This window comes from Pseudomonas reactans, from assembly GCF_013385825.1.
GTDB lineage: Bacteria > Pseudomonadota > Gammaproteobacteria > Pseudomonadales > Pseudomonadaceae > Aquipseudomonas > Aquipseudomonas reactans.
Genome location: NZ_JACAPG010000013.1, coordinates 1 through 15,845 on the forward strand (window position 1 = coordinate 1; position 15,845 = coordinate 15,845).

Here is a 15,845-nt window from a genome sequence, read left to right on the forward strand (position 1 = left end):
GGAACCGTCCGCAACCCAACCGCCCGGACTACCAGACCACTTCTTACAACGGATACTCGCCACGACACCAAAATCGTCCGCACATACAAAACGAGAATGACTGTTAAAAACTACAGACCTTGGCGTCAGCAATGACCTGAAGCCAAACGGGGACTGGATATCCCTATCCAGCCCCCGTCAAATACCGCGAACCTGCATCGGCATTTACTTCAAACCAGCGTCATCAGGGCCTCTCGGCTGAACGGAAAGATGTCGCCCTCGCGACCTTCGCGCACCTTCACCGCCCAGTCCGGGTCCACCAACAGCGCACGGCCCACGGCGACCAGGTCGAACTCGTCATTGTTCAAGCGCTCCAGCAGTTTCTCCAGGCTGGCAGGTTGCGCAACCTTGTCGGTGTTAACCATAAACTGCAGGAACTCGCCATCCAGGCCAACGCTGCCCACGGTGATGGTCGGCTTGCCGGTGAGCTGACGCGTCCAGCCGGCCAGATTGAGATCAGCCCCTTCGAATTCAGGCTCCCAGAAACGGCGCGTGGAGCAGTGAAAAATATCCACGCCCGCGTCAGATAACGGCTTGAGAAACTCGCCCAGCGCCTCAGGGGTTTGCACCAGACGCGCGGTGTAATCCTGCTGCTTCCATTGGGAGAAACGGAAGATGATCGGAAAGTCCGGGCCGACGGCGGCGCGGGTGGCCTGGATCAGTTCGATGGCAAAGCGCGAGCGGTTGGCAAGGCTGCCGCCGTACTCGTCGGTACGCTGGTTGCTGCCTTCCCAGAAGAACTGATCGACCAGGTAGCCGTGGGCGCCGTGGATCTCAACGCCGTCCATGCCGATGCTCTGGGCATCTTTGGCGGCTTGGGCGAAGGCGTTGATCACCGCCTTGATGTCTTGATGGGTCATGCCGTGCACGACCACGTTGCCGTCCTTGAGCTTTTCCATCGGCCCGTAGGCCGGCACGCTGGCATCCGGCTCGGTGCCGATGCGGCGCACGCTGCCCACATGCCACAGTTGCGGGACGATCTTGCCGCCTTCGGCGTGCACCGCGTCGACGACTTTCTTCCAGCCGGCCAGGGCGGCTTCACCGTAGAAATGCGGGACGTTGGGGTAACCGTTGGAGGCCTGGTGGCCGACCACGGTGCCCTCGGTGATGATCAGGCCCACACCGGCAGCGGCGCGGCGACGGTAGTATTCGATGACCTTGGAGTTGGGGATGCCGCCTGGGGAGAACGAACGGGTCATCGGTGCCATGACCACACGGGTGGACAGTTGCAGAGCACCGAGCTGGAAAGGTTTGAACAAGGCTTGGACAGGCATGGGTGTACTCCACGTAAGGCGGGTTTATGACGTGGATAATATGGGGCTCGTGCAGGGCTGAACAGCACTATTGATCTGAGTGATTAAAGGGTAAAAGCGCCTTGATCACTGTAGGAGCGAGCTTGCTCGCGAAAATCGCCAACGATAACGCGGGACATTCTGGGTGAACGTAGCGCTCTCAGGTTTTTCGCGAGCAAGCTCGCTCCTACAAGGGGAAGGGTTCAGCTCAGGGCTTTTTCGATGGCCTGGACGATCGTCGGATCATCCGGCGCAGTACGTGGGGAAAAGCGTGCGAGCACCCGCCCATCCTTGCCCAGCAGGAACTTCTCGAAGTTCCAGGTGATGTCCCCAGGAAACTCGGCCCCCTCCCCCGCCAGCAAGCGGTACAACTGATGACGATCAGGCCCGTTGACCTCAAGTTTGCTGCCCAACGGGAAAGTCACCCCGTAATTCAGGCTACAGAACTCCTGGATTTCCTCCTCGGTGCCCGGTTCCTGACCGGCAAACTGATTGCACGGCAGGCCAAGCACGGTAAACTTCTGGTCCTTGTACTGCTGGTAGAGGTTCTCCAGCGCGGCGTATTGCGGGGTCAAACCACATTTGGAGGCCACGTTGACCACCAGCACAACTTGCCCCTTGAAGGGCGCCAGCGGTAGCTCTTGTCCGTCCAAAGCTTTGAGTTTCAGGTCGTGGAAAGCACTCATGACGAACTCCAGATATCCCATGTTCTTCGCATTGCGGCACGTCGAGATTACAACCCGCAAGCCTGCAATCATAGACGCCGATTGCAAAACCCGCCTTCGGGTTACTGAGCGGTCGGCCAGGGCAAAATCGGAATGGCGGTCACGGCGTTTTGCGGGCTGCCTTCGATCAGGCGGTCGCTGTACACCAGGTAAACCAGGGTGTTGCGCTTCTTGTCGAGGAAGCGCACCACCTGCATGGTCTTGAACACCAACGAGGTGCGTTCCTTGAACACTTCGTCGCCGTCCTTGAGCTCGCCCTTGAAGCGGATCGGACCGACCTGACGGCAGGCAATCGAGGCTTCGGCGCGGTCTTCGGCCAGGCCAAGGCCGCCTTTGACACCGCCGGTCTTGGCGCGAGACAGGTAGCAGGTTACGCCGTCGACCTTGGGGTCATCGAAGGCTTCAACCACGATCCGGTCGTTGGGGCCGACAAACTTGAACACCGTCGACACCTGACCGATTTCTTCAGCCGAGGCCAACAGTGGCATGGCCAACAGCAGGCCGAGCAATCCCTTCATGACACGCATGGTGTATTCCTTTGGTTAAACCAGGATCAGGTTGTCGCGGTGAACCAGTTCCGGCTCCGCCATGTAACCCAATAGTCCGACAATCGCATCGGAGGATTGTCCAATAATTTTCTGGGCTTCGAGGGCGCTGTAGTTGGCCAGACCACGGGCAATCTCACGACCGTCCGGCGCCACGCACACCACCATCTCGCCCCGGCGGAAGCTGCCCTGCACCAACTTGACGCCGACCGGCAGCAGGCTCTTGTTGCCTTGGGACAACGCCGATACGGCGCCATCGTCCAGCACCAGGGTGCCACGGGTTTGCAGATGACCGGCCAGCCATTGTTTGCGCGCCGCAAGCATGCCGCGTTCCGGCGACAACAGCGTACCGATGCGCTCGCCCGCCTTGAGCCGGTCCAGCACGCGCTCGATGCGCCCGCCAATGATGATGGTGTGGGCGCCGGAACGCGCCGCCAGGCGTGCTGCACGCAGCTTGGTCTGCATGCCGCCGCGGCCCAGGGCGCCGCCGACACTGCCGGCCACGGCGTCCAACGCCGGGTCATCGGCGCGAGCCTCATAAATAAGCTGGGCTTCGGGGTTGTTGCGCGGGTCGGCGTCGAACATGCCGTCGCGGTCGGTGAGGATCACCAGCAGGTCGGCTTCCACCAGGTTGGCCACCAGGGCGGCCAAGGTGTCGTTGTCGCCAAAACGGATTTCGTCGGTGACCACAGTGTCGTTTTCGTTGATCACCGGGATGACTTTCAGCTCCACCAGCGCGCGCAAGGTGCTGCGGGCGTTGAGGTAGCGCTTGCGGTCGGACAGGTCGTCGTGGGTCAGCAGGATCTGCGCCGTGTGGCGGCCGTGCTCGGCAAAGCTGGATTCCCAGGCTTGCACCAGGCCCATCTGGCCGATGGCGGCGGCGGCTTGCAGTTCGTGCATCGCGCTGGGTCGCGCGGTCCAGCCGAGGCGGCTCATCCCGGCGGCAACCGCCCCGGACGATACCAGCACCAATTCAACACCGGCCTCATGCAAGGCCACCATCTGCTCGACCCAGACGCTCATGGCTGCGCGATCGAGCCCCTTGCCATCCGCCGTCAGCAACGCACTGCCGATCTTTACGACCCAGCGCTGCGCACCTGTCACTTTGCTCCGCATCATCTTCAACCTTAGATTGAGGGCTGCGCGACCCAGCGCGGCCCATAACGTTAAACCCGGATACTAAAACGCCGCTCTAACAGGAGCGGCGTTCAAGTTTATCGCAACGAATCAGTCGCGCACGTAAATGATTTCAGGACCGTCTTCATCATCCACGTCTTCTTCGTCCCAATCGTCGTCACCGATGTCATGGACCGACTTCACGCCGCTGCGGCGCAGGGCACGCTGGTCGTCCAGGGCTTGCAGCTGGGCACGGGCTTCGTCTTCGATCTGTTGATCGAGCTCAGCCAGTTCGGCCTTGAACACCGGATCGGCCGCCAGGCGGTCGGCACGGTCTTCGAGGTAGCGCATGATGTCGCGGGTCAAGCGCTCGGTGCCTTCTTTGGCGATGGCCGAGATCACGTAGACCGGACCTTCCCACTCCAGGCGGTCAACGATTTCCTTGACGCGCTCTTCGTGCTCTTCTTCCAGGATCTGGTCGCACTTGTTCAGCACCAACCAGCGATCACGCTCGGCCAGGGCCGGGCTGAACTTGGTCAGTTCGCTGACGATCACTTCGGCGGCGTCTGGTGCGCTGGTGTCATCCAGCGGCGCCATGTCGACGAGGTGCAGCAGCAAACGGGTACGCGACAAGTGCTTGAGGAAGCGAATCCCCAGACCGGCGCCGTCGGAAGCACCTTCGATCAGGCCGGGAATGTCGGCGATCACGAAGCTTTTCCAACGGTCGACGCTGACCACGCCCAGGTTTGGCACCAGGGTGGTGAACGGGTAGTCGGCGACTTTCGGCTTGGCGGCCGAGACCGAGCGGATGAAGGTACTTTTACCAGCGTTTGGTAGGCCCAGCAGGCCCACGTCAGCGAGCACTTTCATTTCCAGCTTGAGGTCACGCTGCTCGCCCGGCTTGCCTGGTGTGGTCTGGCGTGGCGCACGGTTGGTACTGGACTTGAATCGGGTGTTACCCAGGCCGTGCCAGCCGCCCTGCACAACCATCAGCTTCTGGCCGGCCTTGGTCAGGTCGCCGATCACTTCCTGGGTCGCAGAATCGATAATCGTGGTACCGACCGGTACGCGCAGTACCAGGTCTTCGCCTTTTTTACCGGTGCAGTCGGTGCTGCCGCCGTTGGAGCCACGCTCGGCATCGAAGTGCCGGGTGTAACGGTAGTCGACCAGGGTGTTGAGGTTTTCGTCGGCCATCATGTAGATGGAACCGCCGTCACCGCCGTCACCGCCGTTGGGGCCACCGTTTTCGATGAATTTTTCGCGACGGAAACTCATGCAACCGTTACCGCCGTCGCCTGCTTTTACTCGGATGGAAACTTCATCAACGAACTTCATAACAAAACGCCTCTCGCCGCACGGACGAGCTTAAGAAACCAAGACATAAGACTCTTGCAAAAATGAGCGCAGCGACCTCAATCAGCGACCGCAGAACCAGCGCCTGAGCCCATTACAAACAGCTTTGCAAGAGACTCACCCCACAAACGAAAAAGCCCCGTCGCAAGACAGGGCTTTTCCAGCGATCTCGCAATTAAGCTGCGACAACGCTCACGTAACGGCGGTTGAACGCGCCTTTTACTTCAAACTTGATCACGCCTTCGATTTTCGCGAAGAGGGTGTGATCTTTACCCATGCCTACACCGTAACCGGCGTGGAATTGGGTGCCGCGCTGACGCACGATGATGTTGCCCGGAATGATTTTCTGGCCGCCATACATCTTCACGCCAAGGCGTTTGGCTTCTGAGTCGCGACCGTTACGGGTACTACCACCAGCTTTTTTGTGTGCCATGAGTCAATTCTCCTAGTGAGGAATTAGGCTGAAATTAAGCCTGAATACCGGTGATTTTGATCTCGGTGTACCACTGGCGGTGGCCCATACGCTTCATGTGGTGCTTACGACGACGGAACTTGATGATGCGGACTTTATCGTGACGACCTTGGGAGATCACTTCAGCCACAACGGTAGCGCCAGCAACAACTGGAGCGCCGATGTTCACGTCATCGCCATTGGCGACCAACAGAACGCGATCAAAAGTAACGGATTCGCCGGTAGCGACTTCCAGTTTTTCGATCTTCAGGTATTCACCTGGGGCGACTTTGTATTGCTTGCCACCAGTAACAATTACTGCGTACGACATGGTATTTCTCCGATAATCCTGCTCACCCAGCGCTTTATAAGAAGAGGTATTGGCTGGCATGGCTGCATGGGATGGACGTCCCGAATGCAATTGCGTAAGGCAGGTGCTGCCCAGGAAGTTCAGGGTGCGCGATTGTACGCAAGGTAAAGAGGTGTTGCAAGGGGCCGTCTATCGCGCCTTGACACTGGGGGGCCTGGGTCCTAGCATGCCGCGCAACCCTTCTGGAGCGACTGTCGCTGATGCAACCCCAAGCTTTCTACCGCGCGGTCGCGGACGATTTTAGCGCCGTCGACGGCATCATCAAGCAGCAGCTGACTTCTAAAGTGCCGCTGGTCTCCAAAATTGGCGACTATATTACGTCGGCGGGCGGTAAGCGCCTGCGTCCTTTATTAGTGCTGCTGTGCGGCAAGGCCCTGGGTCGCGAAGGCGATGACCTGCGCCTGCTCGCAGCCACGATCGAATTCCTGCACACCGCCACCCTGCTGCATGACGACGTGGTCGACATGTCCGGCATGCGCCGTGGTCGCGAGACCGCCAATGCCATGTGGGGCAACGCCCCAAGCGTGCTGGTGGGCGACTTCCTGTACTCGCGCTCGTTCGAAATGATGGTTGAACTCGGCTCGATGCCGGTGATGAAGATTCTTTCACAGGCCACCCGCATCATCGCCGAAGGCGAAGTGTTGCAGTTGTCGAAGGTCCGTGACGCCAGCACCACCGAAGAAACCTACATGGAAGTGATTCGCGGCAAAACCGCGATGCTCTTCGAAGCCTCCACCCACAGCGCCGCTGCGCTGTGCGGCGCAACGGCCGAACAGGCCGAAGCACTGCGCACCTTTGGTGACCACCTGGGCGTAGCCTTCCAACTGGTCGACGACCTGCTCGACTACAAGGGCGACGCTGAAACCCTGGGCAAGAACGTCGGTGATGACCTGGCCGAAGGCAAGCCGACCCTGCCGCTGATCTACACCATGCGCGAAGGCACGCCGGAACAGGCCGCCCTGGTGCGCAAGGCGATCCAGAAAGGCGGGATCGAAGACCTGGAGGCCATCCGCGCCGCCGTGGAAGCCTCGGGTTCGCTGGAGTACACCGCCCAACTCGCGCGTGACTACGTGGCCCGTGCAATCAAATGCCTGGAAGCCCTTCCCGCCAGCGAATACCGCGACGCCCTGGTCGAGCTGAGTGAGTTCGCGGTCGCGCGCACTCACTAAAACGCGGGCCTATGTGGGAGGGCCCCCTCCCACATTTAGATTTCACACAACCTGTAAGACTGCAAAACCCTATATAATGTGCGCCCTTTAGCCATCCTGACTCTCAAGGAGCCTTAGTGAGCACGTTGCCACCCTGCCCGAAATGCAATTCCGAATACACCTACGAAGACGGCGCCCAGCTGATCTGCCCGGAATGCGCCCATGAGTGGTCCGCCAATGGCGAGGCCGAAGCAGCCAGCGACGAAACCGTGAAGAAAGACTCCGTCGGCAATGTGCTGCAGGACGGCGACACCATCACCGTGATCAAGGACCTCAAGGTCAAGGGCACTTCCCTGGTCGTGAAGGTCGGCACCAAGGTCAAGAACATCCGCCTGTGCGATGGCGACCACGATATCGACTGCAAGATCGACGGTATTGGCCCGATGAAGCTCAAGTCCGAGTTCGTGCGCAAAGTCTGAATATGCTGCCCCCCATCCCGCGCCCGCCGCGGGATGGCGTTTTGCCCTCCCGTTTGATCCCGCGCAATATCCACACAGAAAAACCCAGAAACCGCCAATAGGCACTTGCTATTCTATGAATAAGAATTATTCTCATTGAAATCCATCAAGGAGATGAGACCCATGACTTATTTGATAGATGCCTGGCTGGACCGCCCACACCCTTACCTGCGGATCCTGCATCGGGAAACCGGTGAAGTCTGTGCGGTGCTGGAAGAAGAAGCGCTGAATGAACTGCAAGACCAGGGCGACCTGGACGTCAATGGGCTGAGTTCGAGCGAACCTGGCGTGTTGAAGGAAGTGGTGCGCAATCTGTTTCTGTTCTGCTATGCCCGAGCGTTGCGCCCGGCGACGGAACTGAATGGCAAGTTCCATCCATGAGCGACCACGCAAAACACTGTAGGAGCGAGCTTGCTCGCGAAGAACTTGAAACCGCCGCGCCACACCCTACACGCTGCGTTATCGTTGACGTTTTTCGCGAGCAAGCTCGCTCCTACAGGTAATCAAAAACAGGTCTTACAGAACGTCGAGCAGCTCGACGTCGAACACCAAAACGCTGTGCGGCGGGATGCTGCCAACGCCTTGAGCGCCGTAAGCCAGTTCACTCGGCACGTACAAGCGCCATTTGCTGCCGGCATTCATCAGTTGCAGGGCTTCGGTCCAGCCGGCGATCACGCCGCCCACCGGGAATTCTGCAGGCTGGCCGCGCTCGTAGGAACTGTCGAACACAGTGCCGTCAATCAGGGTACCGTGGTAGTGAGTGCGCACTTGGTCTTCACGGGTCGGCTTGGCGCCGTCACCTGCGGTCAACACTTCGAATTGCAGGCCGGAGGCCAGAGTGGTGATGCCATCGCGCTTGGCGTTTTCAGCCAGGAAAGCCAGGCCAGCGCCAGCAGCCGCTTCAGCCTTGGCAGCCGCTTCGGCTTGCATGACTTCGCGGATCACTTTGAAGCTGGCGGCCATTTGCTCTTGATCCACACGGCTTGGTTGGCCGGCGAAAGCGTCGGTCAGGCCAGCCAGGATCGCGTCCAGGCTCACGCCCGGTGGCGGGTTGTCGCGCAGTTGGTCGCCCAACTGACGGCCGATACCGTAGCTGACGCGGGTTTCGTCGGTGGACAGATTAACTTCGGACATGAAGAGGCTCCGCTGTAGGACAACGCGGTTTCCCGCGCAATCCAAAACTAAAAGGGCCCGCAGACTAGCACACAAGACCGGCCTCTGATCAGCCCCCCGACCCGCCTACCACAGTGCCAGCTCGTAAGTCAGGTAGAGCCGATAGTTGTCGCGGTCACTGGCATAGGTCGAGCGATAGGTTGCCTTGCGCACCTCCACCCCCAGGCCTTTGAGGGTGCTGTCCTGGATCACGTAACGCAGATTGGTGTCCGATTCCCACTCCCGCGCCTCGCGCCCCTTGTAATCACCGTTTTCGCCTTTGTAATAACGGGTCATGAAACTCAGGCCTGGGAGTACTGCGGCAAAATCATAGTCGTAGCGCAGCATCCAGGTTTGCTCACCCGCTTGGATGAATTTGCCTACACCTGCATTACTGAAGGAATACACCGTCGAGACACTGGCATAAGGCAGTGCTGTGTCACCACTGACCTTCTGGTAACCAACGCCGAGCGCCTGTGCACCCAAGCGGTAGGTAAACAGACCGCTGAACATGTCACTGTCCACAACCCCATTGCGTGCTTCGCCCGCGTCGCTGCTGATGAAGTAGCGCAGGTCGCTGGTCAACGTGCCACTGCCCAGCGGTTGTTTATGCACAAGCCCGAAGAACTGCTGGCGATAGAACTCGCGCATTTCGCCGTAATACCAAGTACCACTGAGTGTCGGCGTGAAGGCGTACGTTGCACCGGCAAAATCAAAGTCACTGCCCTTTTTGCCGCTGTAGCCCTGGGGATAAATATCCACACTGTCGGTGGAGTTACGCTGCTTGAATTTATCCAAGTGCCCGACATGCAGGTACAAATCCTGAATACCCTTGTACTCCACCTGGGTGCCTTGGAAAGTCTGCGGCAACAGGCGGCCATCGTTGTGCACCAACACTGGAATCTTCGGCAGCAGCGTGCCGGTTTTCACCACTGCCTCGCCCCAGCGTAACTTGGCGGTAACGCCCAGGCTGGAGAACTCACTGGCAGCGTGACCGTCATCGTGTACAGGCAACAAGCCTGTTCCGGCATGGGTCGGGCTGGAGTCGAGGCGTAGCCCCGCCAACCCCAGGGCATCCAGGCCAAACCCTACAGCGCCTTCGGTGTATCCCGATTGAAGGTTGAGCAGAAAACCCTGCGCCCACTCCTTACGGTCTTCGCCGCCATCCCGATAACCGTCGTTGAAGTAGAAATTGCGCAAGGTCAGACGCCCATGGGAATCCTCCCAAAACCCCTGAGCCATCAGCGTTGGCGACACGCTCGCCAACACCCCCGCACAGACCACTCCTCCCCTTGTGAAAAGCTCACGCATTACGTTTCCCTCAATGCCGTATTGTCGATTTTTTATGGGCAGTTGCACCGTGCGACAGGCTGGACGCGATGGCGCATTGGGGCGGACACTAACGGCTCCTCCACAGCCCCACAACGTTATGCGAGATGCGCATCAGGCTATGCGTGAAGCAGCGCCCGCCCTCGCCACGGACAGGAAAAACACGGTGAATCTCAAGCAACTCGAAGCCTTCAAAGCGATCATGGCCACCGGTTCGACCATCGGCGCAGCGACGCGTATGGGCCTCTCGCAATCGGCGGTCAGCCGCTTGCTGAGCCAACTGGAGGACACGTTGGGTTTCGCGTTGTTTCTGCGTAAAAAAGGCCGCCTGATGGCTACGCCGGAAGCCGAGGAATTGCTGACCGAGGTCGCCGGGCTGGTGGACGGCATGCAGCGTATCCAGCGCCTGGCCGATGAAATGCGCGTAGGTCGCTCGCGCAAGAGCCTGCTCAAGGTCGGGGTGCCCACCAGCATGACCCAGGAACTGTTGCCGCAGATCGTCGCAGAGTTTCTCAAGCACCATGAAGACACCGTCGTCGAGTTGCTGACCGGCTCCTACGACATGATCGAGCGCGCCGTGCTGGACCGTTCCGCCGACCTGGGCTTTGTGCGCCTGCCGACCGAGATCCCTGACTTCGACATCGAGCCGGTGCTGCACACCGAAGGTGTGTGCGTCATGCCGGCCGGCCACCCCCTGACCCGGCATGCGTGCATCGAAGTGCAGCACCTGCGTGACGTTCCCCTGGTGATGCTGGGCCGGCAACGGGCGCTGCGGGCGGAGCTGAACCAGGTTTTTCGCGCCGCCAACCTTACCCCCCAGGTACGGGTAGAGGTGCACTCGGTAGGCGCCGCCTGCAGCTTTGTCGCCGAAGGCCTCGGGGTATCGATCGTCAATGGGTTGCTGGCCAGCCACTTCCGACACTTGCCGATTGTCACCCGTCCCTTTCGCCCTGTGCTGCCATACACATTCGGCCTGGCCTTTCGCGCCAATGAGCCCAGGTCACAGGTCGTGATCGCGTTTGCCGAGCACCTCAAGCAGCGCTTGGCTGCACAAAACGCATAGCCCAACCCACCGTACGCATAACGTTGTCGTCGCAAAAGCTTTGCCCTAGTGTCCGCCCCACAAGCGTCCCCCCTACAACAACAACGGCGCACGCCGGGGCTACCAGCATGAGCGAATCGCAGAGCATTCCTACCCACGCGGCGGTGGACAACACCACGCAACGCAAACAGATCAACCCCGCCATCATCCTGCTGAGCATCGTCTTGCTCGCTATCGCGTTCACCTACGCGGTGAACTCAGGGCAGTTTCAGCGCCAGAATGGCCTGGTGGTGCCGGGCTCCTACCAGGTGCTGGAGAAACACGATTCTCTTGGCCAGTTGTTCGCACTGGAACCGCGCAAAGCCGGCGACACCGTAGCCCGCCCGGTATCGCTGGTAGAGGGCTTCATGGCAATTCCCCAAGGCATCGAGAAACGTGCGGCGCTGATTTTCATGGTGCTGTTCATTGGTGGCATGTTCGGTGTGCTGAACAAGGCCGGCGTGATCGATGCAGGGTTGGAACGCTTGCTGGGGCTGACTCGCGGCAATATCTACGTGCTGGTACCGAGCCTGATGCTGGTGTTTTCTGCAGGCAGTACTTTCATGGGGCTGGCCAAGGAATTTATCCTGATTGTGCCGCTGATGGTCGCCATGGCCAATCGGCTGGGGCTGTCGAACCTGATCGGGCTGGCCATCGTCACCATCTCGGTGAAGATCGGCTACCTGGCGTCGATCTCTAATCCGGTGGCATTGTCGGTCGCCCAGCCCATGGTCGGGTTGCCGATATTCAGTGGTTTGAGTATGCGCGTCCTGGCCTACGGGACCTTCCTGTTGGTGGGGATTGCCTTTGTGCTGTGGAGCATCCGCCGGCACGGTTTTGATGCCAGCGCGCAGATCACATTCGAACGCAAACCCTTGCCCATGCGCCACCTGATCAACCTGGTCGTACTGCTGACGGGAATCGGTTTCCTGGTGTACGCCTCCAACCGCTGGGGCTGGAAATACCATGAGCTGTCGGCGTTCTACCTGTTGCTGACCGTGGCCTTCAGCGTTATCGCCGGGCTGGGCGCAAGCGTCGCCGCGAGTGCCTTTGTCGACGGCATGAAGAAAGTGCTGATTGCCGGCGTGCTGATCGGTTTGGCCACTGCGGTAGAAATCATCCTCAGCACCGGCCAGGTACTGGATACCATCGTCAACAGCCTGGCCAACCTGGTCGGTGACCACGGCCCGATCGTTTCGGCCTACGGCATGTTCTTCGCGCAGTTGGGGTTGGATGTACTGATCCCCTCTACTTCCGGCCAGGCCGCCGTGACCATGCCGATCTTCGGCCCGCTGGGCCAACTGTCCGGCGTCAGCCCGCAGACCACCGTATTTGCCTTTCTGATGGGCAACGGCCTGACCAACATGATCACCCCGACCTCCAGCGGCTTGCTGGTGTTACTGGCCACCGCCAATGTCGGCTGGGGTCAATGGGCGCGCTTCATCCTGCCGTTGTTCTTGATTTATGCCGTGCTGGCCATGGTGTTATTGGCCATTGCGGTCACCAGCGGGTACTGAACCGATGAGCGTTTTCCAAGGAAATGTTTTAGCCATGCAAACCCTGTACGACCAAATGATCCCGATGCGCGACGGCGTCCGGTTGGCCACCGACATCTACTTGCCAGCCACCGGTGAAGGTCCCTTTCCAGTGGTGATCGAACGCACGCCCTACGACAAGTGCAAACCTTCGCGCTCGGAAAAACAGCTCGACGGCCAGCACCTCTCACGGGAGCAGATGGCCGCACGGTTTACCGCGCAAGGGTTTGTCGCGATCTTCCAGGACTGCCGTGGGCGCTATGCCTCCGAAGGCGTGTTCACCAAATACATCGCCGAGGGCGAGGATGGTTTCGACACCCTGGCCTGGATCGTCCGCCAGCCCTGGTGCAACGGCAAGATCGGCAGCATGGGCCTGTCCTACGCAGCCCACACACAGTTGGCAATGGCCTGCCTGCACCCGCCTGGGTTGAGCAGCATGGTGCTGGACAGCGGCGGTTTCGCCAACGCTTACCAATGCGGGATTCGCCAGGGCGGTGCCTTCGAACTCAAGCAGGCCACCTGGGCTTTTCGCCAGGCCAAGGAAAGCCCCACGGCCCTGGCCAATCCCGCCATTCGCGAAGCGCTGGAGCAGGAGGATATTCATCAGTGGTTTACGCGCATGCCGTGGCAGCCCGGCCAGTCGCCCTTGCGCCATGTTCCGGAATACGAAGCCTATCTGCTGGAGCAGTGGGCCCAGGGCGATTTCAGTGAGTACTGGCAGAAGGTCGGCCTGTACGCCGAAGGCCATTACCCGCAACTGCCTGATATTCCGGTGCTGTTCATGTCCAGTTGGTACGACGCTTATGTCAGTTCAACCCTGGCCAACTACCGTGCCTTCAACCAGAACGGTACCGCGCCCCAGCGGTTGGTCATGGGCCCATGGCTGCATGGCGATCGCAATATCAGCCACAGCGGCGAAGTGGAATTCGGGCCTGACGCCGCATTCGATGGCCAGGTCGATGAAGACTGGCTGGGCTGTCGCCTGGCCTGGTTCGAACAATCCCTCAAGCCATCGCCTCGGGCGCAGGCGCGCGTGCAGGTGTTTCTGATGGGCGGAGGCAGCGGCACGCGCGACCACAACGGCCGCCTGCAGCACGGCGGGCGCTGGATTCAGTCGGCACAATGGCCCTTGCCGGGCAGCCAGGCAATGACCCTGTACCTCAATGCACAGGGCCAATTGAGCCGTACCGCACCGGACGAACCAGACGCCCATTTGAGTTACCTTGCCGACCCCGCCAACCCAGTCCCGACCCTCGGCGGCGCCCTGACTTCCGGCGGTCCGGTTTTTGTGGGCGGTGCTTTCGACCAACGCGAACGTGCCGATTTTTTTGGCACCCAGGGTGACAATAGCGCCCTGTCCCAGCGTGGAGACGTACTGAGTTTTCAAACGGCCCCCCTCGACGACGACCTGATCGTCGCGGGTGACGTGCAGATCGAACTGTGGATCGACAGTGACGCGCCCGACACCGACTTCACCGCCAAACTGGTGGACGTGTACCCGCCCAGCGCCGATTACCCCGACGGTTTTGCGATGAACATCACCGACGGCATCCGCCGCTGCCGCTATCGCGACGACTGGAAGCACCCCACCCCTTTGACCCCGGGTGAACGAGTCAGGGTGCTGATCGAACCTTTTGCCACGTGCAATCGGTTCAAGCGTGGCCATCGACTGCGCTTGGACATCGCCAGCAGCAACTTCCCGCGCTTTGACGTCAACCCCAACAGCGGCGAACCCTCAGGCCAGGCCCGCCAGCCTCAGGTCGCGCGCAATACCGTGCACCTGAGCCGCGATGCGGCCTCCTGCCTCAGGCTGACGGTGGTGCCCACGGCGCACTTACCGGTCTGACAAACACTGATATCGGTCGCCATGGCTGCACCGCCTTGGCGACCCTTCGTCGCCCCACAGAACAAAAGCATTTCAGATTCACGCCATGCCGCCGATATAGCGCTACACCTTGGCTGGCTCAAACAACAATACCGTCCAGCAGACAGACATCACTTTTGCGGAGCATTCGATGAATAGCTGGTTCGGCAACATCAGCGTCAACCTCAAACTGGGCCTGGGCTTCGGCCTGGTGCTGGTCCTCACCTCGATCCTGGCCCTCACCGGCTGGACCAGCCTGGGCGGCCTGATCGACCGCAGCAACTGGATGAGCGACATCACCCAGCTGAATGCGTCGCTGACCAAACTACGCATCGTGCGCCTGCAATACATGCTCGCCAATGGCGACGAAGCCGTGGCCCAGAACGTACAAACCAACCTGGATGCCTTCGCCGCCCAACAACAGAAACTGCTGGACAGCTTCAAGAGCCCGGAGAATCTCAAGCTGCTCAACGAGCAGAAATCCATCATCACCGCTTACCAGCAATCGCTGAACAAAATGCGTGAGGCCTACCGAAACGGCAACGCCTCTCGCCAGGTGATGGGCGACAAGGCGGATATCGCCAATGCGCAGATCAACGCATTGGAAACCAGCGTGAAGCAAATGCCTGACAGCTCGGAGCACCTGGCTCAGTTCCAGGCGGTGGCCGATGCCAAGATGCAATTCCAGTTGGCTCGCTACGAAGTGCGTGGCTACACCGGTAACGTCAGCCCAGAGACAGAAGCCCGCGCTGCCGCACAGATTGAAAAAGCCATTGCCGGCTTGAAAGACCTTAGCGCCGCCTTTGGCGCCAGCCAGCAAAGCGCGCTGACCGCATTGGAAACCGCCCTGGGCGCCTATCGCAGCGCTGTGCAGAACTACAAGGCAGCCAACGCCAACATCGTCACCGCCCGTGCCGAAATGACCACCCAGGGCGCTGATATCGTCACGATCAGCGACAAACTGTATGAAATCCAGCTGACCCGCCGCGACGCCGAAAGCGCCCAGGCCCGCAGCCTGCAACTGATCAGCACCTTGCTGGCGTTGCTGGTGGGCGTCATTGCCGCATGGGTTATCACCCGCCAGATCACCCGCCCGATCCAGGAAACCCTGGCGGTGGTGGAGCGCATTGCCTCCGGCGACTTGAGCCACAACATTCAGGTCACTCGTCGCGATGAACTGGGCGTGCTGCAACAAGGCATCCAGCGCATGGGCACGACCTTGCGTGAATTGATCAGCGGTATTCGTGACGGCGTGACCCAGATCGCCAGCGCTGCTGAAGAACTGTCGGCCGTGACCGAGCAGACCAGCGCCGGTGTGAACAGCCAG

Annotated in this window: 15 protein-coding genes and 2 pseudogenes; 7 read left to right on the forward strand and 10 right to left on the reverse strand. The window is 60.1% G+C overall.

Features of this window, described 5'->3' with window-relative positions; genetic code table 11:
* Positions 1–209 precede the first annotated feature (209 nt).
* From HX868_RS16220 to rplU, 7 genes are all read right to left on the reverse strand, one after another.
* Complete coding sequence (locus tag HX868_RS16220) at positions 210–1,313, reverse strand: NADH:flavin oxidoreductase (RefSeq protein WP_177003555.1); 1,104 nt, start codon at positions 1,311–1,313, stop codon at positions 210–212.
* Positions 1,314–1,534: 221 nt separating this feature from the next.
* On the reverse strand, positions 1,535–2,017 hold the full coding sequence (locus tag HX868_RS16225; RefSeq protein WP_177003556.1) for a glutathione peroxidase: 483 nt from the start codon (positions 2,015–2,017) through the stop codon (positions 1,535–1,537).
* Between the two features lie 101 nt (positions 2,018–2,118).
* Positions 2,119–2,583: a CreA family protein gene (locus tag HX868_RS16230; RefSeq protein WP_015885841.1), complete on the reverse strand. Its 465-nt coding sequence runs from the start codon at positions 2,581–2,583 to the stop codon at positions 2,119–2,121.
* Between the two features lie 15 nt (positions 2,584–2,598).
* The gene (proB, locus tag HX868_RS16235; protein WP_025999729.1) at positions 2,599–3,717 is read right to left on the reverse strand and encodes a glutamate 5-kinase; all 1,119 of its coding nucleotides are present in this window, start codon (positions 3,715–3,717) and stop codon (positions 2,599–2,601) included.
* A 111-nt stretch (positions 3,718–3,828) separates the two neighbouring features.
* On the reverse strand, positions 3,829–5,052 hold the full coding sequence (cgtA, locus tag HX868_RS16240; protein ID WP_016976186.1) for an Obg family GTPase CgtA: 1,224 nt from the start codon (positions 5,050–5,052) through the stop codon (positions 3,829–3,831).
* A 193-nt stretch (positions 5,053–5,245) separates the two neighbouring features.
* The gene (gene rpmA / locus HX868_RS16245; RefSeq protein ID WP_003176049.1) at positions 5,246–5,503 is read right to left on the reverse strand and encodes a 50S ribosomal protein L27; all 258 of its coding nucleotides are present in this window, start codon (positions 5,501–5,503) and stop codon (positions 5,246–5,248) included.
* 34 nt (positions 5,504–5,537) lie between these two features.
* On the reverse strand, positions 5,538–5,852 hold the full coding sequence (gene rplU, locus HX868_RS16250; protein ID WP_007950961.1) for a 50S ribosomal protein L21: 315 nt from the start codon (positions 5,850–5,852) through the stop codon (positions 5,538–5,540).
* Between the two features lie 239 nt (positions 5,853–6,091).
* On the opposite strand from rplU, the gene HX868_RS16255 reads away from it, so the two are divergent.
* From HX868_RS16255 to HX868_RS16265, 3 genes are all read left to right on the forward strand, one after another.
* On the forward strand, positions 6,092–7,060 hold the full coding sequence (locus tag HX868_RS16255) for a polyprenyl synthetase family protein (protein WP_057724030.1): 969 nt from the start codon (positions 6,092–6,094) through the stop codon (positions 7,058–7,060).
* Between the two features lie 116 nt (positions 7,061–7,176).
* On the forward strand, positions 7,177–7,518 hold the full coding sequence (locus tag HX868_RS16260) for a zinc ribbon domain-containing protein YjdM (RefSeq protein ID WP_027617845.1): 342 nt from the start codon (positions 7,177–7,179) through the stop codon (positions 7,516–7,518).
* Positions 7,519–7,680: 162 nt separating this feature from the next.
* On the forward strand, positions 7,681–7,938 hold the full coding sequence (locus tag HX868_RS16265; RefSeq protein ID WP_003194088.1) for a PA4570 family protein: 258 nt from the start codon (positions 7,681–7,683) through the stop codon (positions 7,936–7,938).
* Between the two features lie 2 nt (positions 7,939–7,940).
* Here HX868_RS16265 and HX868_RS30795 read toward each other — a convergent pair.
* The 3 genes and pseudogenes from HX868_RS30795 to HX868_RS16275 form a co-directional block, all read right to left on the reverse strand.
* Positions 7,941–8,042 (reverse strand): annotated as a pseudogene (locus HX868_RS30795) (outer membrane lipoprotein carrier protein LolA); the annotation flags it as partial.
* A gap of 31 nt (positions 8,043–8,073) precedes the next feature.
* Positions 8,074–8,691, reverse strand: a complete 618-nt coding sequence (gene bamJ / locus HX868_RS16270; protein ID WP_016976188.1) for a BamJ family beta-barrel-assembly machinery protein — start codon at positions 8,689–8,691, stop codon at positions 8,074–8,076.
* A 105-nt stretch (positions 8,692–8,796) separates the two neighbouring features.
* On the reverse strand, positions 8,797–10,020 hold the full coding sequence (locus tag HX868_RS16275) for an OprD family porin (RefSeq protein WP_177003557.1): 1,224 nt from the start codon (positions 10,018–10,020) through the stop codon (positions 8,797–8,799).
* Between the two features lie 184 nt (positions 10,021–10,204).
* On the opposite strand from HX868_RS16275, the gene HX868_RS16280 reads away from it, so the two are divergent.
* The 4 genes and pseudogenes from HX868_RS16280 to HX868_RS31230 all read left to right on the forward strand — a co-directional run.
* Entirely contained in the window at positions 10,205–11,101 is an 897-nt protein-coding gene (locus HX868_RS16280; RefSeq protein WP_177003558.1) for a LysR substrate-binding domain-containing protein, read from the forward strand.
* A gap of 107 nt (positions 11,102–11,208) precedes the next feature.
* Positions 11,209–12,636 carry a YfcC family protein gene (locus HX868_RS16285; protein WP_177003559.1) on the forward strand — a complete coding sequence of 476 codons (1,428 nt, stop codon included), beginning with the start codon at positions 11,209–11,211 and terminating at the stop codon, positions 12,634–12,636.
* Positions 12,637–12,670: 34 nt separating this feature from the next.
* Positions 12,671–14,500, forward strand: coding sequence for a CocE/NonD family hydrolase (locus HX868_RS16290; protein WP_177003560.1), 1,830 nt, complete (start codon positions 12,671–12,673; stop codon positions 14,498–14,500).
* 169 nt (positions 14,501–14,669) lie between these two features.
* Positions 14,670–15,734 (forward strand): annotated as a pseudogene (locus HX868_RS31230) (methyl-accepting chemotaxis protein); the annotation flags it as partial.
* Positions 15,735–15,845 lie beyond the last annotated feature (111 nt).